The organism is Planctomycetota bacterium (assembly GCA_033763975.1).
In the GTDB taxonomy this organism is placed as follows: domain Bacteria; phylum Planctomycetota; class Phycisphaerae; order Phycisphaerales; family UBA1924; genus RI-211.
Window position 1 is genome coordinate 226,650 of the sequence record JANRJM010000017.1, and the last position, 19,512, is coordinate 246,161.

Annotated in this window: 16 protein-coding genes; 7 read left to right on the plus strand and 9 right to left on the minus strand. The window is 70.4% G+C overall.

Features of this window, described 5'->3' with window-relative positions; all coding sequences use genetic code 11:
* Positions 1-2 precede the first annotated feature (2 nt).
* From SFY69_11540 to SFY69_11565, 6 genes are all read right to left on the minus strand, one after another.
* The gene (locus tag SFY69_11540; GenBank protein ID MDX2132672.1) at positions 3-524 is read right to left on the minus strand and encodes a class IV adenylate cyclase; all 522 of its coding nucleotides are present in this window, start codon (positions 522-524) and stop codon (positions 3-5) included.
* Between the two features lie 3 nt (positions 525-527).
* A complete protein-coding gene (gene ligA / locus SFY69_11545) occupies positions 528-2,903 on the minus strand; it encodes an NAD-dependent DNA ligase LigA (protein MDX2132673.1) in 2,376 nt (791 codons plus the stop codon).
* Positions 2,904-2,922: 19 nt separating this feature from the next.
* Positions 2,923-4,302 (minus strand): hypothetical protein, encoded by a 1,380-nt coding sequence (locus tag SFY69_11550; protein ID MDX2132674.1) that lies wholly within the window; start codon positions 4,300-4,302, stop codon positions 2,923-2,925.
* A 73-nt stretch (positions 4,303-4,375) separates the two neighbouring features.
* The gene (gene metF / locus SFY69_11555; protein MDX2132675.1) at positions 4,376-5,290 is read right to left on the minus strand and encodes a methylenetetrahydrofolate reductase [NAD(P)H]; all 915 of its coding nucleotides are present in this window, start codon (positions 5,288-5,290) and stop codon (positions 4,376-4,378) included.
* A 159-nt stretch (positions 5,291-5,449) separates the two neighbouring features.
* The gene (locus SFY69_11560) at positions 5,450-6,346 is read right to left on the minus strand and encodes a hypothetical protein (protein ID MDX2132676.1); all 897 of its coding nucleotides are present in this window, start codon (positions 6,344-6,346) and stop codon (positions 5,450-5,452) included.
* Positions 6,347-6,368: 22 nt separating this feature from the next.
* Positions 6,369-7,745, minus strand: coding sequence for a DUF5690 family protein (locus SFY69_11565; GenBank protein MDX2132677.1), 1,377 nt, complete (start codon positions 7,743-7,745; stop codon positions 6,369-6,371).
* Between the two features lie 153 nt (positions 7,746-7,898).
* On the opposite strand from SFY69_11565, the gene SFY69_11570 reads away from it, so the two are divergent.
* The 5 genes from SFY69_11570 to SFY69_11590 are packed head-to-tail and all read left to right on the plus strand — an operon-like array spanning position 7,899 to position 12,570.
* Positions 7,899-8,465, plus strand: coding sequence for an HD domain-containing protein (locus SFY69_11570; GenBank protein MDX2132678.1), 567 nt, complete (start codon positions 7,899-7,901; stop codon positions 8,463-8,465).
* Positions 8,462-9,571, plus strand: coding sequence for an alkaline phosphatase D family protein (locus tag SFY69_11575; GenBank protein MDX2132679.1), 1,110 nt, complete (start codon positions 8,462-8,464; stop codon positions 9,569-9,571). The genes SFY69_11570 and SFY69_11575 overlap by 4 nt, the downstream gene beginning before the upstream one ends.
* 40 nt (positions 9,572-9,611) lie before the next feature.
* Positions 9,612-10,304, plus strand: a complete 693-nt coding sequence (locus tag SFY69_11580; GenBank protein MDX2132680.1) for a methyltransferase domain-containing protein — start codon at positions 9,612-9,614, stop codon at positions 10,302-10,304.
* Positions 10,301-11,491, plus strand: coding sequence for an FAD-dependent monooxygenase (locus tag SFY69_11585; GenBank protein ID MDX2132681.1), 1,191 nt, complete (start codon positions 10,301-10,303; stop codon positions 11,489-11,491). Before SFY69_11580 ends, SFY69_11585 begins: the two co-directional genes overlap by 4 nt.
* Complete coding sequence (locus tag SFY69_11590) at positions 11,488-12,570, plus strand: type III polyketide synthase (protein ID MDX2132682.1); 1,083 nt, start codon at positions 11,488-11,490, stop codon at positions 12,568-12,570. Before SFY69_11585 ends, SFY69_11590 begins: the two co-directional genes overlap by 4 nt.
* Before the next feature lie 50 nt (positions 12,571-12,620).
* Here the strand turns inward: SFY69_11590 and ahcY are convergent, their stop codons facing one another.
* From ahcY to SFY69_11605, 3 genes are all read right to left on the minus strand, one after another.
* Positions 12,621-14,153 (minus strand): adenosylhomocysteinase, encoded by a 1,533-nt coding sequence (gene ahcY, locus SFY69_11595; GenBank protein ID MDX2132683.1) that lies wholly within the window; start codon positions 14,151-14,153, stop codon positions 12,621-12,623.
* A gap of 100 nt (positions 14,154-14,253) precedes the next feature.
* Positions 14,254-15,210 (minus strand): metalloregulator ArsR/SmtB family transcription factor, encoded by a 957-nt coding sequence (locus tag SFY69_11600; GenBank protein ID MDX2132684.1) that lies wholly within the window; start codon positions 15,208-15,210, stop codon positions 14,254-14,256.
* Positions 15,211-15,267: 57 nt separating this feature from the next.
* Positions 15,268-15,996, minus strand: coding sequence for a tetratricopeptide repeat protein (locus SFY69_11605; GenBank protein MDX2132685.1), 729 nt, complete (start codon positions 15,994-15,996; stop codon positions 15,268-15,270).
* Between the two features lie 147 nt (positions 15,997-16,143).
* On the opposite strand from SFY69_11605, the gene SFY69_11610 reads away from it, so the two are divergent.
* Together SFY69_11610 and SFY69_11615 are read left to right on the plus strand one after the other, a co-directional pair.
* Positions 16,144-16,539, plus strand: a complete 396-nt coding sequence (locus SFY69_11610; GenBank protein ID MDX2132686.1) for a hypothetical protein — start codon at positions 16,144-16,146, stop codon at positions 16,537-16,539.
* A 58-nt stretch (positions 16,540-16,597) separates the two neighbouring features.
* On the plus strand, positions 16,598-19,393 hold the full coding sequence (locus SFY69_11615; protein MDX2132687.1) for a DNA methyltransferase: 2,796 nt from the start codon (positions 16,598-16,600) through the stop codon (positions 19,391-19,393).
* The last annotated feature ends 119 nt before the right edge of the window (positions 19,394-19,512 follow it).

Here is a 19,512-nt window from a genome sequence, read left to right on the forward strand (position 1 = left end):
ACCTACCGCGCCGCCCGCTCGCGCTCGTCCGCCGCCATGTCGCTGTACGACCGGTCGATCAACTCTCCCAGCGCTGGCCCGAGCTGTCGGCGCAGTTCCTCCACCGCCGCCCGCGCCCGCGCCTCGGTGTGGTCGCGCGTCACGAGCGCCTCCAGCTCGAGGAACGAGCCCAGCCCGTCGACCTCGTCCAGGTGCACCCGCACGCCGCCGAGCATCCACACCTCGCGCCGCTTGCGCACCACCACCCACACCGGCAGCGCCTCGCGCCCGTACCGCTCCAGCGCCTGCTCGTCGGTCAGAATCGTGAACTCGCTGGCCCGAGGCCCCGCCACGTTCGCCCGGTCGTACGAGATCCACTCCGCCGGCTCGTCGTCCGTCTCCCGGCGCTTCAGCCGCCCGCTCGTCACCCGGTAGTACGTGTCCGTCTGCCCGAATGTCAGGATGTACGCCGCCTGGATCGCGCGCAGGATCGTCCGCGCCAACGCCCCGTCCCGCAACTCCGCCTTGAACTCGATGTTCCGCACCCGCTACTCCCGGCGCTCCGGCGGCGTCACGCCCGCCTCGCGCAGCGCCGCCAGCAGGCGCTCCTCGTCCCACACCTCGACCCCCAACTCCCGCGCCTTTTCCAGTTTGCTCCCCGCGCTCTCCCCCGCGATCACCAGGCTCGTCTTGCCCGACACGCTCCCGCTCACCTTCGCCCCCAGCCCTTCCAGCACTTCCTTCAACGCCTCTCGCTCGTACGACCCGAGCGTCCCCGTCAGCACGATCGTCTTGCCCGCGAACCGGTTGTGTACCCCCACACGCCGTGTGGGGTCTTCATCACTCCCGGGTACCCCCACACTCCGTGTGGGGAGATCTCCCGACACCCCCACACGCCGTGTGGGATCCCGATACCCCTTCGACGTGAGATCGACCCCCGCCCGCGCCAACTCCTCGAACGTCCGCCGCGCCGCCTTGCTGTGCAGGTACTCGTACACCACCGGCCCGGTGTCCTCGCCCAGCCCCGTCTCGTACGCCGGCTCCACCTCGCCCTCGAGCCCGAACTGCTCCTTGCGCTTCTTCGGGCTCATGCGGTTGACGGCCATGGGCATCAGCCGCCACACCGGCGCCGCGAGCAGGTCGTCCAGATCGCGGAAGTTCTTTGCGAGCGCCTTCGCCGTCGCGTCGCCGACATGCCGGATGCCCATGCCCGCCAGCACGCGCGCCAGCCCGCGCCCCTTCGCCGCCTCCACGCCCGCCAGCAGGTTGTCGACCTTCTTCTCGCCCATCCGCTCCAGCGCCAGCAGCGCGTCGCGATGGTCCTTCAGGTGAAAGATGTCCGCGAACCGCTCCAGCGGGGCCGCCTTCGCCTCGCGCACCTGCGCGATCGTCTTCTCGCCCAGCCCGTCGATGTCCATCTGCTTGCGCCCGCAGAACCACACCAGTTTCTCGTACACCTGCGCCGGGCACTCCGGGTTCACGCACCGCCGCCCCGTCTCGTCCATCGCGCCCAACCCCGCGCCCGGCGGCTCCACCTCCACCGGCCCCCCGCACTCCGGGCACACGCGCGGCGCCTCGATCTCCCTCGCGTCCGGCGGCCTGCGATCAAACACCACCCCCACCACGTACGGGATCACCTCGCCCGCCTTCTCGATCTCCACCGTGTCGCCGAGGCGGATGTCCTTCTGCCGCACCTGCCCGTAGTTGTGCAGCGTCGCGTGACGCACCGTCGACCCCGCGAGCGCCACCGGCTCCATCACCGCCCGCGGCGTGATCTTCCCCGTCTTCCCCACCTGGTGCAGCACGTCCACCAGCCGCGTCATCGTCCGGTCGGGCGGGTACTTGAACGCCGTCACCCAGCGCGGGCTCTTGCTCGTCGTCCCCAGGGCCGCCTGCTGCGCGAACGAATCCACGCGCACGACCATGCCGTCGGTCTGCACGTCCAGCCCGCGCCGCGCCTGGTCGAACGCGCGGATCGCCCGCAGCACGCCCTCCACGTCCGCGTGCTGCGTCGTCATCGCGCTCACCGGCACGCCCAGCGCGCGGATACCCGCGACGAACGCCGTGTGCGACGCCGCAAAGCCCTCCGACACCTCGCCGCGCCCGTGCGCCACGAATCCCAGCCGTCGCGACGCGATGAGGTTGGGGTCCAGGTTCTTGAGCGTCCCCGCCGTCGCGTTGCGCGCGTTCGCGAGCGTGTCCTCCCCCGCCGCCTCCAGCTCGCGGTTGATCCGCGCGAACTCCCGCAGCGGCATGTACACCTCGCCCCGCACCTCCAGCACGCCGGGTACTTCGAGTACGGGTACCCCCACACTCCCGGGTACCCCCACACTCCGTGTGGGGTCTTCATCACGCCCGGGTACCCCCACACTCCGTGTGGGGTCTTCATCACGCCCGGGTACCCCCACACTCCGTGTGGGGTCTTCAAGCACCAGCGGGATCGCCCGGATCACCCGGGCCGCGCTCGTCACGTCGTCGCCCGCGCGCCCGTCCCCGCGCGTCACGGCGTACGCCAGTCGCCCGCGCTCGTACCGCAGCGAGATCGCCACCCCGTCGATCTTGGGATCGCACAAGAACCGGGGCTCGCCCGCCCCCGCCTCGTCCAGCAGCCGCGCCACCCGCGCCGCCCATTCGCGCACGCCCGCCTCGTCGTACGTGTTGTCGATCGACAGCATTGGCACGGCGTGCTCGACCTGGCGGAACCCCGCGATCGGCTCGCCCCCCACGCGGTGCGTCGGGCTGTCGGGATCATCCAGCTCCGGGTGCGCCCGCTCGATCTCGCCGAGTTCAGCCAGCAGCCGGTCGAACTCCGCGTCCGACATGATCGGCGCCGCGTCGACGTAGTACGCGCGGTTCGCCCGCGCCAGCAGCGCCCGCAACTCGCGCACCCGCGCCCGGGGTTCTTGTGTCGGTCGTTCACGCACGCGCCGATCGTACAGCGCCCTACTTCCCCCGATTCCCCAGCCAGCCGCCAAGCCCCGCGTGCACGCCCCACGGGTACACGCGGCTCACCGCGCCGGCCCGCACCACCAGCACCTCCGACACGCCCGACTCCAGCGCCAGCCGGCCTCGCGCGAACTCGAACTCCTCGGCCTCCACGCCGCCGACCACCACCGCGCCCCGCGCGAACGCCGCCGCGTCCACCGCGTCCAGCGTCGCTGCCCCGGCCTGCGTCTCGCACAGCAGCGTCACCAGCGCCCGCACCTGCGCCGCGTCGGCCCCGCCCAGCGCCGCGCCGCTCGACTCGCGCCAGCCGTCCACCGTCCGCTCGACCGACAGCGTCCACGCGCCCGACGGGCCGCCGATCCGCACGCCGGAGACATCCGCCGGCGCCACCCCCGACGCCACCCGCGCGATGTACGACCCCGCCGGGCCGAGCACGGGCTCCAGGTCGCCCGGGCCGACATCCGCCGTCCACCCCCCCCACAGCACGCGGCCCGCATCGTCCTCCGCACGCACCACCGCGCCCACCGCGCCCGCACCCAGGTCCACCCCGCGCACCGTGTGCACGACCGCCACCGACTCCACGCCGTCGCCCTTCATCGCGCGCGACTCGGTACGCACGCGCACGACAAACAGCGTTGCCAGGTCGTCCAGTTCGCTCGCCTGGCGCCCCGCCCGCGCCCGCCCGCCGCTCGTCAGCACACGCACGAGCGCGGCGCACGCGTCGGCGTCGGCGACGGTCACCACCGGCTCCATCATGCCCCAGCGTCGCCCCGCGATGAGCCGCACGCGCGCGTCGCCCCGCGTCACCGTCACCTCGGCGATCCGCCCCGCGCCGGCGGGCACCAGCGCTCCCTCGGCCCACCCCTCCATCGACTCGCGCCGGAACAGCCCCACCACGTTCGCCTCGGCCAGCACGGTCTTCGATCCCGTCTCGCCGGTGAGCCGACAGGCGACGCGTCCGCCCAGCCTCGTGCCCCCGATCCGCACCGCGCGCGTCGCGCCGTCGTCCAGCGTGAGCCGCACGTCCACGCTCCCCTCACCCGGGTCGTGGTCCTCCTGCGCAGGCAGCGCGTCGAGTTCGGCCAGCACGCGGATAGCGCCCCGCACCGCCGACTCCTGCGCGGGCACGCGCACGCCGTCCGCGCGCGCGTCGAGCACCCACACGTCCGGCACGTCGAGCCTCGCGAGCATCGCGATCGGGCCCGCGGCGTTCGCCACCTCGATCGAGCGCACCCGCGCCGCCTCGAGCCCCGCGAGCACCCGTGCCGGCTGCTCGCTCTTCCCGGGCCCCGGGGCGCTCCCGCCCCGCAGCGCCAGCCACGCCCCCGCGCCCAGCACGAGCACCAGCACCAGGCTGATCAGCGCGGCCCGTTGCACCCGTCCCCCTCCTGCTCACCTTCCGCCGGACGCCGTACCCCGGTCACCGTACCACAGTGCCCGGTGCCTGCCTCTACCGCAACCCCCGCGCGTCGCGCACGCCGAGGTTCGCGAAGATCTCCCGCGTCGCCGTCGAACGGTTCAGCGTGTAGAAGTGAATGCCCTTGACGCCGTGGTCCAGCAAGTCGCGGCATTGCTCCGTCGCCCAGTGCACGCCCACCCGCTTCACCGCCTCTTCGTCCCCCGCCGTCCGGTTGATCGCACGCACCAGCGGCGCCGGGAAGCGCGATCCCAGCGCCAGGTCCGCCATGCGGCGCATCCCGGGCAGGCTCGTCACCGGCATCACGCCCGCGATGATCGGGATCCGGATCCCCGCCAGTTCGCAGCGTGCCCGGAAGTCGTAGAAGTCCCGGTTGTCGAAGAACAACTGCGTGACGATGAAGTCCGCGCCCGCGTCGACCTTCGCCTTGAGGTGGTCCAGTTCCTTCAGCCGGTTGGGCGTCTCGGCGTGCCCCTCCGGGTAGCCCGCGACGCCGACCCCGAACCCGCGCCGGTCCGGGTGCAGCCGCCGATCGCCGAACGCGCGGATGCGCGCGACCAGGTCGGCCGCGTACCGCAGGCCCTTCCAGGGCGAATCGCCGTTCGTCAGCGTGCGGGGCACGTCGCCCCGCAGGGCCATGATGTTGCCGATCCCCGCGCCCGCGTACCGCGCGAGGATCCCATCGATGTCCTCGGGCGAGTGGCACACGCACGTGAGGTGCGGGATCGGGTCCAGCGTCGTCTCGCTGCGCAGGCGCACGACCAGTTCGTGCGTCATCTCGCGCGTGGAGCCCCCCGCGCCGTACGTCACCGACACGAACGAAGGCCGCAGCGGCTCCAACTCGCGGATGTTCGCGAACAACTCCCCGAACGCGTCCCCGCTCTTGGGCGGGAAGAACTCGAACGAGAACGTCGTCCCTTGCTCCGCGATGATGTCCCGAATGTGCATGCCCACGTCCTGTGCTGCCGCGTCGCGGAACCCGCCCGACGGCCATGATAGCCGTCCATGCGGATGAATGGATAAAAGCCCTTCGCCGTTCGGCCCGAGAACATCGGCCGCCCGCGCTCGCCCCTCCAGCCTGCCCCCGGGTCGAGTTGCCCGCGGCCCCTAGTTCTTGCCCGGCAGCAGCTTCTTCAGGGCGTCTTCCGCGCCTTTCCGCAGGTCGTCCGTGGCCTTGTCGAGTTTTTCGCCCGCGTCCGCGCCCATCCGCGACAATCCCTCGGTCAACTTCTGCGCCGCCTCGCCGGCCTTGCCCACGACCTCCACGCCAAGGCCCTTGATTTCTTGGAGTTGCGCCAGCGACCCCCGAATCTCGCCCAGAATCTCCGGCGGGAAGAGATCCCCGCCGCGCTCCGATGCAGATTCGAGCACCGCCTTTACGACCACCGCCGTGATCTGCCCGGCGGTCATGCCGCCAGAGGCCGATCCGACATTGGACAGCCGGATCTCATGAATGGGCACCGTGACGGCGGCGAGGTCTCCGGGCAGGCCCGTCAACTGCAGCCGCACTTCGACATCGGTGATCACGAGTTCGCGGACGATGAACTTCTTGGCGTCACCCTCCGAGGGCGCGTCGGGCGTGGTGGCGCCGCCGCCGCTCTCGAAGCGCTTGAGGTTGTCGAGAATGACCCCGTAGTTCGAGCCCGCGGCGGAGCGTTCCAGGTTGACGCGAATCCCGTCGAGCGCGAGGCGGGGAACCTCGACCACGGGGGCACGCACGGAGCCGAGGTCGGCGGCCACGCCGCCGGACGCCAGGCGGACGAAGTGGTCTCCCGTGAACCCGGCCGGGTTGGCGATCTGCAGTTCGCGCATGGCGAACGTGCCCGAGCGCAGCCCGACATCAACGTCGGACACGGTGGTGGGCACGCCCATCGCGTACGTGCCCCCCTTCTCGATCGCGCTCTTGGCGATGGAATCGATGTAGACGGCCGCGAGCACGACGCCCCCGACCAGCAGCACCCCCAGCACGCCGAGCACGATGACCAGACGCTTGACGAGTTTCATGGCGTTCTCCGGATCAGCGCGATCATACGGAGCGGGCCGCGGACGCCTCCGCCAGGGCGGTTGCATCGCCGGCGCGCCGGCGCAGGAAGAACGCCCACGCCACCACCACGCCGACCACGCACACCGAGAGCATCACGACGCTCGCGGAGGTGAAGAACTCGAGCACGTTGCTCCCGCGGTTCACCAGGTTCTTGCCGAGCAGCACGAGCACGTAGCCCAGGTAGCCGAAGGCGTCGGCGAGGTACATGAGGAACCCCAGGTTGCCCTTCTCGCGGGTCATGGCGAGCATGCGCTCGAAGACCGTCGTGTGCATCGCGACGTACGGCAAGTACAGCCCCAGCCCCATGAGCACCATGTACCAGTACGCGCCGATCGCCCCGGCACGATGGGCCAGGAACAGCGCCCCCAGCACGGCGAACCCGACCAGGCACATGCCCAGGGAGGTGAAGAACGCCAGGCGGTTGTCCTTCATCACCACGATCGCCCCGTTCAGCACGAGGACGACCGCCGCCACGAGCATCTCGGTGCGGGTAAAGACGCCCGGCGTGCTCTCCACGCCCAGCGCCTTCCACAGTTCGGGCATGAAGTCCGCGCGCATGCTGCGCAGCACCGTGAGCGCCAGGTACATCGCCACCAGCGGGACGATCGCCACCGCGTACCGCATGAACAGCGCCCGGCGTTCGTGCTTCGTCATCACCGTTCGCGCGGAGCGGGCGGCCTCGTCGGCCTCGGTCGGCCGGGGGATCCGGCGGAGCATCACCACCCCCACCGCCAGCGCCGGCGCCGAGATCAGCCCCGCGAGCGCGGGCATCCAATCCTCCGCCACGCCCGACTTGAGCAGCCACGACCCGAGCGATTTCGTCACGCCGTCGGCCAGGATAAAACTCGCGCACAACCCGGCGGTGAGCAGTTCCGTCAGGCGGCGGCCTTCCAGGAACCCGAGCACAAGCCCGAAGACCATGCCCAGCGGCAGGCCGTTGAGGAACAGGCAGGCCGCGTTCCACGGACGCGGCACGACGCCGAACAGCACGAGCGCCCCCTGCGCGATGCCGATGAGCACGATGATGGCGATCGCCCGTCGCGCCGGGGGCATCTCGGCGATGACCTTGATGCCGATGAACTTCGACAGCGTGTAGCCCAGCACCTGCGCCACGACGACGATGATCTTGAACCCGTAGCCGAAGAACTCCTCGTCGAACGAGGCGGCGGTGAACGGCTTGCGGAAGCCGTACATCGCGAAGTAGGTGACGAACGCCGCGAGGATCGACCACGTCGCCCAGAACGCGTCGCGCGACACGGACCGGGGCGCGGGCGTCGCGCCGTTCGGGGGCGTGTGCGATGGCTGGAGCGTGGGCCAGGTTTCCCCGGGCGTTCCCTGCGGCGTGGTGTCCTTGGTCATGGGGGAGGTAGTGTGCCAGCGTTGGCCCTCGCGTGCGCGGGTGCGGGCAGGTTTGACGAAATCTCAACACGCCCGCGGCGCGCGGGGCCCCGCGCCCTCTGCTAGCGTGTGGGCTTGTCGTCGCCCGGGATCGCCCGGGGCGAAAGGAGCGCCATGCACCCCATCACCGCACAGATCATCGAGATGTTCCGCTCGCGGGGCTCGTCGCAGTACGGGCACGAGGCGGTCACGCAGTTGCAGCACGGCCTGCAGGCCGCCTGGCTCGCGGAGAAGGAGGGCGCCGACGCGGAGTTGATCTCGGCGGCGTTGCTGCACGACGTCGGGCACCTGCTGCACGACCTGCCCGACGACGCGCCCGACCAGGGGATCGACGACCGGCACGAGGTGCTGGGCGAGCGCTGGCTGGACAAGCACTTCTCGGATCGCGTGGTGGAGCCGGTCCGGCTGCACGTGGACGCGAAGCGGTACCTGTGCGCCGCGGAGCGCGGGTATCTGGAGCTGCTGAGCGAGCCGTCGCGCCAGAGCCTGATGCTGCAGGGCGGGCCGATGAAGGGGAATGAACTGGCGGCGTTCGAGTCGCACCCGCACCGCGATCGTGCCGTGCGCCTGCGCCGGTGGGACGACCAGGCGAAGGACCCGGCGCTCGAGACGCCCCCGATCGAGCACTTCGCGCCGTACCTCGACGAGGCCGCCGGCCTGGCGTCGGAGCACGCGCGATGAGCCGACCGCGCACGATGCGCACGGCACGGATGTGGCGGGCCGCCGTCGCGGCGGGCGCGTGCGTCACGGGAGCCGCGGCGGCGCAGAACGCCCCGCCGGGCCCGAGCGTCGCCGGGCAGGCGCAGCCCGCGCGCACGCTGCCGGTGCCCGCGAAGGACCCGCGCGATTTCCGCGTGTCGGTGCTCGGGTGCCTGCGTCAGAACAAGCCCGCGCCGGGGCTGGCGCGCTACGTCGAGCATCGCCCGGATCTGGCGCTGTGGGTGGGCGACAACATCTACGCCGACGCGAAGGACGACCCGGGCATCATCCAGCGCTGCTACGACCAGCTCGGCGCGAACCCGGACTTTCAGCGCCTGCGGGCGATCGCCCCGGCGATGGTGACGTGGGACGACCACGACTACGGCGACAACAACGAGACGAAGCACTACACGCTCAAGAACGAGAGCCGCGAGATGTTCGTGCGGTTCTGGGGTCTCGAGAAGGAGATCCCGAGCACGCAGACGGGCATCTGGTGGTCGCGGGTGATCGAGACGTCGGGCAAGCGGCTGCAGGTGATCCTGCTCGACTGCCGCTGGCATCGCGACGAGCCGGGCCCGAGCGCGGACATGCTGGGCGAGGCGCAGTGGGCGTGGCTGGGCGAGCGCCTCGCGGAGCCGGCGGACCTGCGCCTGCTGGTGACGGGGTCGCAGGTGCTGCTGCCCAAGGAAGCCGGCTCGGAGACGTGGGACGAGTACCCCGCGGCCCGGGACCGACTGTTCGCGCTCGTGCGCGAGAAGCGGGCGCAGCGGGTGCTGCTCGTCACGGGCGACCAGCACTACGCGGAAGTCTGCCGCCGGCGCGGCTCGTTCGGGTACGACGCGATCGAGCTGCAGTTCGCGGGGATCAACCAGACCGAGAAGCCCGAGTTCAACCCGTTCCGCGTCTCGCCCTGCGCGACGGCGCTGCACAGCGACGCGATGATCGACATCCGCTGGGACGCCGACGACTACGAGCCGGCGCACGTGCTCTTCCGCGTCTTTAACAGCAGCACCGGGCAGGTCGAGATCGCGTACCGCGTGAACTTCTCGGAGATCGAGGCTGGCTCGGCGGCGAGCGGCGGGAAGTAACACCGGCGGGCCCGGCCCACGCGTTCCCATACAGTGCGCCGTGCGTACCCGCGACCGGCGCCCGGAACTGATGGACGATCCGGGCATCGACCCTGCCGAACACCGCCGGGCGCTGCGGGCCCTCTCACGTCTGAACGCTGTTTCGGGCGTGGCCTCGTCGATCCGCCCGCACCTCCTCGAGCTCGCCGCCCGCCACCGGCCCGTGCGATGGCTCGACGTGGCGACCGGCGCGGGCGACATCCCCGTCGCAGTCGGGGCGTGGTGCGCCCGGCGGGGCATCGCGCTCGACGCGCACGCGTGCGACATCTCGCCCGTAGCGCTCTCGCACGCGTCGCGGCGCGCGCAGGACGTCGGGGTTTCACTCACATTCCATGAGGCCGACGCAATCCGGGGTGAACTGCCGGAGGGCTTTCACCTGGCGACGTGCAACCTGTTCCTGCACCATGTCGACGAGGCGGACGTCGTCCGTGTGCTGCGAGCGCTTGCTCGCAGCGGCGCGCGGGTGCTCGTGAACGACCTGCGCCGCACGCGGCTCGGGCTGGCGTTGGCGTGGGCGGCGTCGCGCGTCGGCACGCGCTCGCGGGTGGTGCACATCGACGCCGTGCGATCGGTGCGCGGGGCGTTCACGTCGCGCGAACTGGGCGCGATGGCGGACGAGGCGGGAATGCGGGGGCATCGCATCCGCCATGTCTGGCCGCAGCGAATGCAACTGGAGTGGAACCGCCCGTCATGACCCTCGCCCCCTCGATGTCGCCCGCCGTGCCCACGTCGGTCGAGGCCACGCCGCTCGAGCACGCCGCCATGCAACGGTGGGACGCGATTGTCATCGGCGCTGGCCCGGCGGGCGCGCTCGCGGCGGTGCACCTGGCCCGCGCGGGCGCGCGCACGCTGCTCATCAACCGCGATCCGCTGCCCCGGCGCAAGGTCTGCGGCGGGTGCCTGTCCGACGCCGGCGCCGCGCTGGTGCGTGAGGCGTGCGGGCCGGACGCGCTGCGCGACCATCCCACGCTCGGCGAGTTCGCGCTGCGCGTGCGAGGCCGCTCGCTGCGCGCGACGGTGACGCCCTTCGTGTCGATCCCTCGCGCGGACCTGGACGCGTGCGTGGCCGGCGCGGCGGTGCGCGCGGGCGCGACGTTCGTCGTCGCGCGGGCGCGCTGCATCGCGACGGGCGTCGTCGAGGCCGACGACGGCGCCGGCGTGCATGCCCTGCGAGGCGGCGTGGTGATCGCGGCCGACGGGCTGGCGGGGTCATCCCTTTCGCACGACCCCCGATTCGCGTGGCGCGTCGCGCGCGGGCCACGCGTGGGGCTGGGCGCGATCGCGCCAGCGGACGGCCTTCCCGTGCGGGACGGCGCGATCACCATGCTGTGCGCCCGCGCGGGCTACGTCGGCATCGCGCCGCTGCGCGACGGGCGCGCATCGGTCGCGGCGGCGGTCAACCCCGCCACGATCCGCGCCCGCGGGCCCGCCGGGGCGCTCGGCGCCATCGCCGCGTCGTGCGGCGTGGACCCCGCGCCGTTCGAACGCCTGACGCTCGCCGGCACGCCCGCGCTCACCCGCATGCGCCGGCGCGTCGAGGGCGACCGGCTGCTCCTGGTCGGCGACGCCGCGGGCTACGTCGAGCCCTTCACCGGCGAGGGCATGACCTGGGCGCTGCGGTGCGGGGCGGCGTGCGTGCCCGTGGCGCTCGAGATGCTGCACGCCCGCGCCCCGGCGGGCGCGTGGACCTCGCACCTGCGCCGCCTGCTCGCCCCTGCGCGCCTTCGCTGCCGGGTGGTGTCATTGGGCGTGCGCAGCGCGCCGGTCCTGGCCGGCGTCGTGCACGCCGCGGGCGCCGTGGCGCCGGGGATCGTCAACGCGATCGCGCGGCGTATGTCGCGACCGGTGTTCATGGGCGCGCTCGCGGGGACGCGCGGGTGACGGCCACCCTGCGAGCGATCGGGACGTGCGTGCCCGAGCACGCGCTCACGCGCGCCGAGGCCGCGCGACTGGCGGGCGAGATCTCCGGCGCCGACGAGCGCCGCGCGCGGATGCTGCGCGCCCTGGCCGACCGAACGGGGATCGACCGTCGCGGGCTGACGATCGCCGACGGCACGGGCGGGCAGTCGTTCTACCGCGCGGGGCGCCCGCCGACCACGGGCGAGCGCATGGAGGCCTACCGCGGGGCGAGCCTGGGCATGGCCGAGCCGGCGTGCCGCGACGCGCTGCGGCGTGCGGGCGTCGACGCCTCGTCCGTCACGCACGTCGTGGTCGCGTCGTGCACCGGGTTCGGCGCGCCGGGGATCGACCAGGCGCTGATGCGCGGGCTCGGCATTCCGCGCGACGCGCGACGCACGATCGTCGGGTTCATGGGGTGCCACGGCGCGATCAACGCCCTGGCCGTGGGCGCCGCGTTCACGCACGCCGACCCCGACGCCGTCGTGCTCGTGTGCGCGGTCGAGGTCTGCGGGCTGCACTTCTCGTTCGACGATGAGCCCGATCATGTCCTCGCCAACACGCTCTTCGCCGACGGCGCCGCGGCCGCAATCCTCACCGGGCGCCCCGCGCCGGGATGCCCGCACATCTGTTCGACCGCCAGCGTGCTCATCCCGGATTCACACACCCTCATGCGCTGGGACATCGGCGACCACGGCTTTCGGATGCGGCTGTCGCCCAAGGTGCCCGACGTGCTCGCGACCCACGTCCCCGCCTGGATCGACGGCGTGCTGCGCGACCGAGGCCTCGCCCGCGCGGACGTCGGCGGGTGGGCGATCCACCCGGGCGGCCCGCGCATCGTCGACGTGCTGCGAGAATCGCTCGGGCTCCGCGACGATCAGGTCGAGCCCTCACGCAAGGTGCTCCGCAGCCACGGGAACATGTCGTCCGCGACGGTGCTGTTCATCTTGCGCGACCTCTGGGCGCGCGACGCCGCCACGCCCTGGGTCGGCATGGCGTTCGGCCCCGGGCTCGCGGGCGAGGCGGTCGTGCTCGGCGCGCCACAGAAGGCGAGTGCTCCCTGAAGAGCACCCGCCTGCGGCGTGGTGAGTCAACTGCGGACCGTGGGGTCCGCTCAATAGCGGTAGTGGTCGGGCTTGTACGGGCCGTCCTTCGGCACGCCGAGGTACGACGCCTGGTCGTCGCGGAGCGTGGTGAGGCGCACGCCGAGCTTCTCGAGGTGCAGGCGGGCGACCATCTCGTCGAGCTTCTTGGGCAGCGTGTAGACCTTGCCCGTCTCGTACTTGATGCCGGCCATCGTCGGCTTGCCCTGCGCGTTCGCCCACAGGTCCATCTGCGCGACGACCTGGTTCGTGAACGACGCGGACATCACGAACGAGGGGTGCCCGGTGGCGCAGCCCAGGTTCATCAGGCGGCCCTCGGCGAGGATGAGGATCGACTTCTCGCGCCCGCCCGCTCCGGCGGCGGGGAAGACGAACTCGTCGTACTGGGGCTTGATGTTCACGCGCTTCACGCCCGGGTGCTTCGCCAGCCCGGCCATGTCGATCTCGTTGTCGAAGTGCCCGATGTTCGCGACGATCGCCTTGTCCTTCATCGCGCGCATGTGGTCGACGGTGATCACGTTTCTGTTGCCCGTGGCGGTGATGAAGATGTCCGCCGTGCCCAGCACGTCCTCGAGCGTCACGACCTGGTACCCCTCCATGGCGGCCTGGAGCGCGCAGATCGGGTCGATCTCCGTCACCACCACGCGGGCGCCCTGGCCCTTGAGCGCCTGGCAGCAGCCCTTGCCCACGTCGCCGTAGCCCAGCACGACCGCGACCTTTCCGCTCAGCATCACGTCGGTCGCGCGGTTGAGCCCGTCGACCAGCGAGTGCCGGCAGCCGTAGAGGTTGTCGAACTTGCTCTTGGTGGCGCTGTCGTTCACGTTGATCGCGGGGAACATGAGCTTCCCGCTCTTCTGCATGTCGTAGAGGCGGTGCACGCCGGTGGTGGTCTCTTCCGACACGCCCTTGATGCCCTGGATGACGCGCGTCCAGCGCCCGGGCTTGTTCGCCTGGTCCTGGCGGAGGAGTTTGAGGATCACGCCCCACTCCTCGGGGTCGTTGGCCTCGTCGAACGCGGGCACCTTGCCGGCGCCCTCGAACTCAAAGCCCTTGTGCACGAGCAGCGTGGCGTCGCCCCCGTCGTCGAGGAGCATGTTGGGCCCCTGCCCGCCGGCGAAGTTGAAGATCTGGTCGGTGCACCACCAGTACTCGTCCAGCGTCTCGCCCTTCCAGGCGAAGACGGGCGTCCCGCGCGGGGCCTCGGGAGTGCCGTGCCGCCCCACCGCGACCGCGGCGGCGGCGGAGTCCTGCGTGCTGAAGATGTTGCACGACGCCCAGCGCACGTCCGCGCCGAGCTCGACGAGCGTCTCGATCAGCACCGCCGTCTGCACGGTCATGTGCAGCGAGCCGGCGATGCGGGCGCCCGCGAGGGGCTTGCCCGGGCCGTACTTCTCGCGGAGCGCCATCAGCCCGGGCATCTCGTGCTCGGCAAGGCGGATCTCGTGGCGCCCGAGCGTGGCGAGCGACAGGTCGCGCACCTTGAAGTCGGGCGCGTCGGTGCGAACGGTGGAGGGCGTCACGGGCTTGGCGGCTGCGGTGGTCATTCGTGTCTCCGTTGCGGCGTCGCACGCCGCGGTTCGATGGGTGATTCGTCCGACCGGATCTCTCCGGTGCTTCGTCTGTCGTGCGCTTCGGATTCCCTGCCTACTTCACTCGTCCCGTGGCGGCGAACAACCCGGGACCCTTGGCGCCCGGATCGCCCGGGAGTTCGTGGTACACGCAATCGGCGAACCCCGCCGCCTGCATCAGCCCCAGGATCTCCTCGCGCGAGAATCCCAGCTTCTTGTGCCCCATCAGGCGGCGGTATTCCTCACGCTCGTGCTCGATCATGTCCACGATGAGCACCTTCCCGCCCGATCGCTCCCGACGCAGGATCCGCCGGATCTCCGCCAGCGCCTGGTCCGGGTGATCGATGTGGTGCAGCACCAGCACGCAGACCGCGGCGTCGACGCACGCGTCGGGCAGCCCGGTTTGCTCGAGCCCCGCCTCGACAAAGTCCACGTTCGCCACGTGATCAAGACGCTTGCGGGCCGCGTCCAGCATCGGGCCCGACAGATCCACCGCGTACACGCGCTCCACGAACGGCGCGAGAAACTCCGACGCGTTCCCCGTCCCGCAGCCCAGGTCGGCGATGACCCAGTCGCGGTGGATGAGGCTCAGCAGCGCCACGCTCGTGAACCGCCCGCCGAAGAGCTCGGCCCGCAGCGTGTCCCACTCGCCCGCGTGACGCCCGAAAAACGCCTGACTGTCCGTTCGCCGCTCGGCCAGCACGCCCTTGAGGCGGCGGAGATCGTCGGCCAGATCGGCATCGCCCCCGATCTGATCGCGCACCGCCGACCACAGCGTGCGCGCCTCGGGCGACAACTCGTCGGGCACGAGGCTGAAGTAGCTCGCCGTGCCCTCCTGCCGCCGCACCAGCCAGCCCGCGTCGGCCAGGGTCTTGAGGTGCCGGCTCACCGTCGATTGCGGGAGCTGCAGCACCTGGGCGATCTCGCCCACCGACAGCTCCTGCATCTCCACAAGGCGCAGCAGACGCAGCCGCGCAACCTCGCTGAGCGAGGCGAGCCGGTCAAGCAGAGATGATTCGCGGCGGGCTTTCATCCGTGTATCCGGATGAAGCGTAGAACGCCCCCCACGCTTGTCAAGCGCCCTGGCGGATTATCGCGCTCCGGTGCTCAACTCCCGAAGTTCCTCTGGCGGGATCCCGAAGGTCGGTCCGGGAACCTCGCCCAGGCGGCGGGCCTCCTCGATGATCTCCGGGTTATCGGGGTTCAGGAAGTACGCCATCCGCAGCCGCCGCACCTGCCGCGGGCGATCGTTGATCGCGCCGTAGAAGTCGGCGATCTCGCGCTGCACCTGCCACGAGCGGCCCTGGTCGAGCTTCGACGCCGTCAGCAGCGCTTGGCGGGCCTCGTCGAGGTTGCCCAGGCGCGTGGCGTAGCGGGCCTGGCGGAGGAAATCGAACACGCGCCCGCGCTCGGTCGTGGCCCGCGCCAGCAGCACCTGCAGCGCCTCGCGCTCGCCCGCCTGGTACATCGCCTCGGCCAGCGCGTCGGTGTAGTCGTCGCGCAGCGGGAAGACGTCGGTGCAAATGGTGAGTTGCTCGATGGCCTCGCGAGGCTGGCCGGAACGGATCAGCGCCACGCCGTAGCGGTACCGGGCCTCGACCGCCTCGGGGCGACGATCGACATACGTCGCGTAGTCGGGCACCGCCTCGGCGTAGTTCTGCCGCCCGAAGTTGTCGTCGGCGTCGGCGAGCACCTTGTGCAGCGGGCGACCTTTCGCGCAGCCGCCCAGCGCCAGGAGCCCGGCGAGCGGCAGGCACACGGCGAGCGCGGCGAGCCGCGCGGAGCGGCCGGAACAGGCGGTGAAACGAGGAATCGGCATCGAGCGGTCTCCGGGCGTCCCTCGCGGGCGGACGCGGGGATGATGCTATCGTGCGACGGGACGCGGCAGCGTGAATGGCCGGCGGGCAGTTCTCCCGCAGGCCGGGCTGGATTCCCGGGCCGCCGGACCGGCGAAGGGGTGCGGCCGATGGGACGCATGGTGCTGCTGCGGCACGACCTGCCCGATGGATCGTCGCACTACGACTGGATGATCGAGGCGACGCCGGGCGCCGAGCGGCTGCTGACCTTCAGGGTCTCGGCGCGGATCGACCTGGCGCGGAGCGACGCGACGTCAGAGATGCGCACATTCCGCGCGGAACGCCTGCCCGACCACCGCCGCGCGTACCTGGAGTTCGAGGGCGACATCGGGGGCGGGCGCGGCACCGTCACGCGGGTCGCCCGCGGCGAGGCCACGCGGGTCTCGCTCACCGGCGACGACGGGCTCGCGACCGTGGAGATCGTCGCGGACTGGGGTGCGGGAGCCGTGCGGCTGCGTGGGAGGCGGGAGGGAGTGGAGTGGGTGTTTGAGGCGGAGTTCGCGTAGACTCGTGCGGCCGGTGGGAAGCAAGCGGGTCTTCCAGTGATCGGTACACTCAACATCCATGCGTCTATCGCTGTCTGAGATCCGCGCTCGAGCGATGAAGTTCGCGGCCGAGTGGACGAACGTCGCGAGCGAACGCGCCGAAGCCCAATCCTTCTGGACCGATCTCTTCGATGTCTTCGGCATCCGCCGCCGCGCCGTCGCCAGTTTCGAGGAAAAGGTCAAAAACCTCAAAGGGGCCTACGACCGCATCGACGTCTTCTACGCAGGCGTCATGCTGGGCGAGCACAAGAGCAAGGGAGAAGACCTCTCCAAGGCCGCAAGCCAGGCGTTCGATTACGTGCAGTCGCTGCAGCGCGAAGGGCGGGACGCCGACCTGCCGCAGTTCATCGTCGTCAGTGACTTCCAGACCATCGTTGTGTACGACCTGGACAGCAAAGACTCATCGGTGCCGGTGGCGTCGTTCAAGACCGCCAATCTGCACGACAACATCAAGCACCTTGGCTTCCTGTCGGGCTACACCACCAAACCCGTTGATCCCGAAGACCCCATCAACATCGAGGCGGTCGAAGTCCTCGGCAAGCTGCACGATGCGCTGGAAAAGGGCGGCTATTCGGGCCATCAACTCGAACGCTTCCTCGTGCGCGTCCTCTTCTGCCTCTTCGCCGACGACACGGCCATATTCGAGAACGAAGAGTTCAAGGCGCTTGTCAAAGGCTCCCGCGAAGATGGGAGCGACCTGGGCCCGCTGCTGGCCCGCTTCTTCAAGGTGCTCGATCAGGAGAAGGGGGACCGCCCCGCCAAACTCCCCGAAGAACTGCGTGAACTGCCGTACGTGAACGGCGAGCTCTTCCGCGAGGACCTGGGCTTCGCCGAGTTCGATGCCGCCATGCGGGCCGCGCTGCTGGAGTGCTGCGAGTTCAACTGGTCCCGCATCAGCCCCGCCGTCTTCGGCTCGCTCTTCCAGTCCATTATGGCGGGCGAGAGCGGCGCGAGGAAACGCCGCCAGATCGGGGCCCACTACACCAGCGAGCGGGACATCATGAAGCTGGTGCGCAGCCTGTTCCTCGATGACCTCAAAGCCGAGCTCGCCGCGTGCGGCAAGGACAAGAAGAAACTCCAGGCCTTCCAGGACAAGCTGGCCTCGCTGCGCTTCCTCGACCCGGCCTGCGGCTGCGGCAACTTCCTTGTGGTCACCTACCGGGAACTGCGGCTCTTGGAACTCGAAGCCCTGATGCTCCTCTCCGGCGGCAAGGTGGACTCCGCCCGCCTGCTGCTGGATTCGCTGCTCAAGGTGGATGTGGACCAGATGCACGGGATCGAGATCGAGGAGTGGCCCGCGCGCATCGCCGAGGTGGCGATGTGGCTCATCGACCACCAGATGAACCAGAAGGTCGGCGAAGCCTTCGGGCAGCCGGTGCGGCGCTTGCCCCTCAAGAAGAGCGCGAAGATTGCCCACGCCAACGCGCTGCAAACCGATTGGAACACGGTGCTGCCCGCGAGCAAGTGCAGCTACGTGCTGGGAAATCCGCCATTCGTGGGCGCGAAGTACCAAAGCGATGCCCAACGTGCCGATATGGAGCACGTCTGCAAAGGCATCAAGAACGAGGGCCTCCTCGACTTCGTCTGCGGCTGGTACGTCGTCGCCTCGACGTACATCCGCGGCACACAAATCCGTTGCGGCTTCGTCTCGACGAACTCGATCACGCAGGGGGAACAGGTCGGCGTCCTCTGGCCGGAATTGTTCAGTCGCGGCATCAAGATTCACTTCGCCCACCGCACCTTCCAGTGGATGAGCGAAGCACGCGGGAAGGCCCACGTGCACGTAGTCATCATCGGCTTCGGCGCATTCGACAGGCCGGGCAAGATCATCTACGACTACCCCGACAGCGACGCCGACCCGATTCCTGTCGCGGCCGCCAACATCAGTCCGTACTTGGTCCCCGGACCGGATGTCGCCATCACGAATCGCTCATCGCCCCTGTGCGAGTCGCCAGACATCGGCATCGGCAACAAGCCCATCGACGACAGCAACTACTTATTCACGACGGAAGAAATGAAAGCCTTCGTGAAAGTTGAGCCAGGGGCCAAGAAGTACTTCCACCCGTGGTACGGATCGGAAGAGTTCATCAACGGTGGGCACCGCTGGTGCCTATGGATTGGCGACGCGGACCCCGACGAGCTGCGCGCCATGCCCAGCGTCATGCAGCGGATCGAAAACGTGAAGAAGTTTCGCCTTGCCAGCAAGAGCAAGCCGACTCGCGACCTCGCCAAGAACCCGACACGCTTCCACGTCGAGAACATGCCCAAACGGCGGTTCTTGGTGATCCCCAAAGTGTCCTCGGAGCGCCGCACGTACATTCCGATGGGGCTCATGGAGCCCTCGGATATCGCCAGCGACCTTCTCTTCGTACTCACTGGAACCACGCCCTACCACTTCGGCGTCCTGACCAGCGAGATGCACATGGCCTGGGTCCGCCAAGTCTGCGGGCGGCTCAAGTCCGACTTCCGCTACTCCAACAAGCTGGTCTACAACAACTTCCCCTGGCCCCAAGATGCCACACCCAAGCAGCAGGCCGCCGTCAGCGCCGCCGCCGAGCATGTGCTCGCCGTCCGCGACACGTTCAAGGGCCAGACGCTCGCCGACCTCTACGACCCGCTCGCGATGCCCAAGTCTCTGCGTGATGCCCACAAGGACCTCGACAGAGCCGTCGACAAGTGCTATCGCGCCCAACCCTTCACGAGCGAACGCCAGCGGGTGGAGTATCTCTTCGACCTGTACCAGAAGCTCATCACGCCGCTGACTGCGCCGGTCAAGGGACGCAAACGCGCGGCCGAGGCCGAGCCCGAGGACTGAGTATCAGCGTCCGATGGCAAATGGGCCGCGCCGAGGACGTGGCGATGGGGGTCGCATGGATGCAGTGGTACTCCCGGGGTCGGCTTGGTAGGCTGACGGCGCGTGCCGCGGTCGCGGCG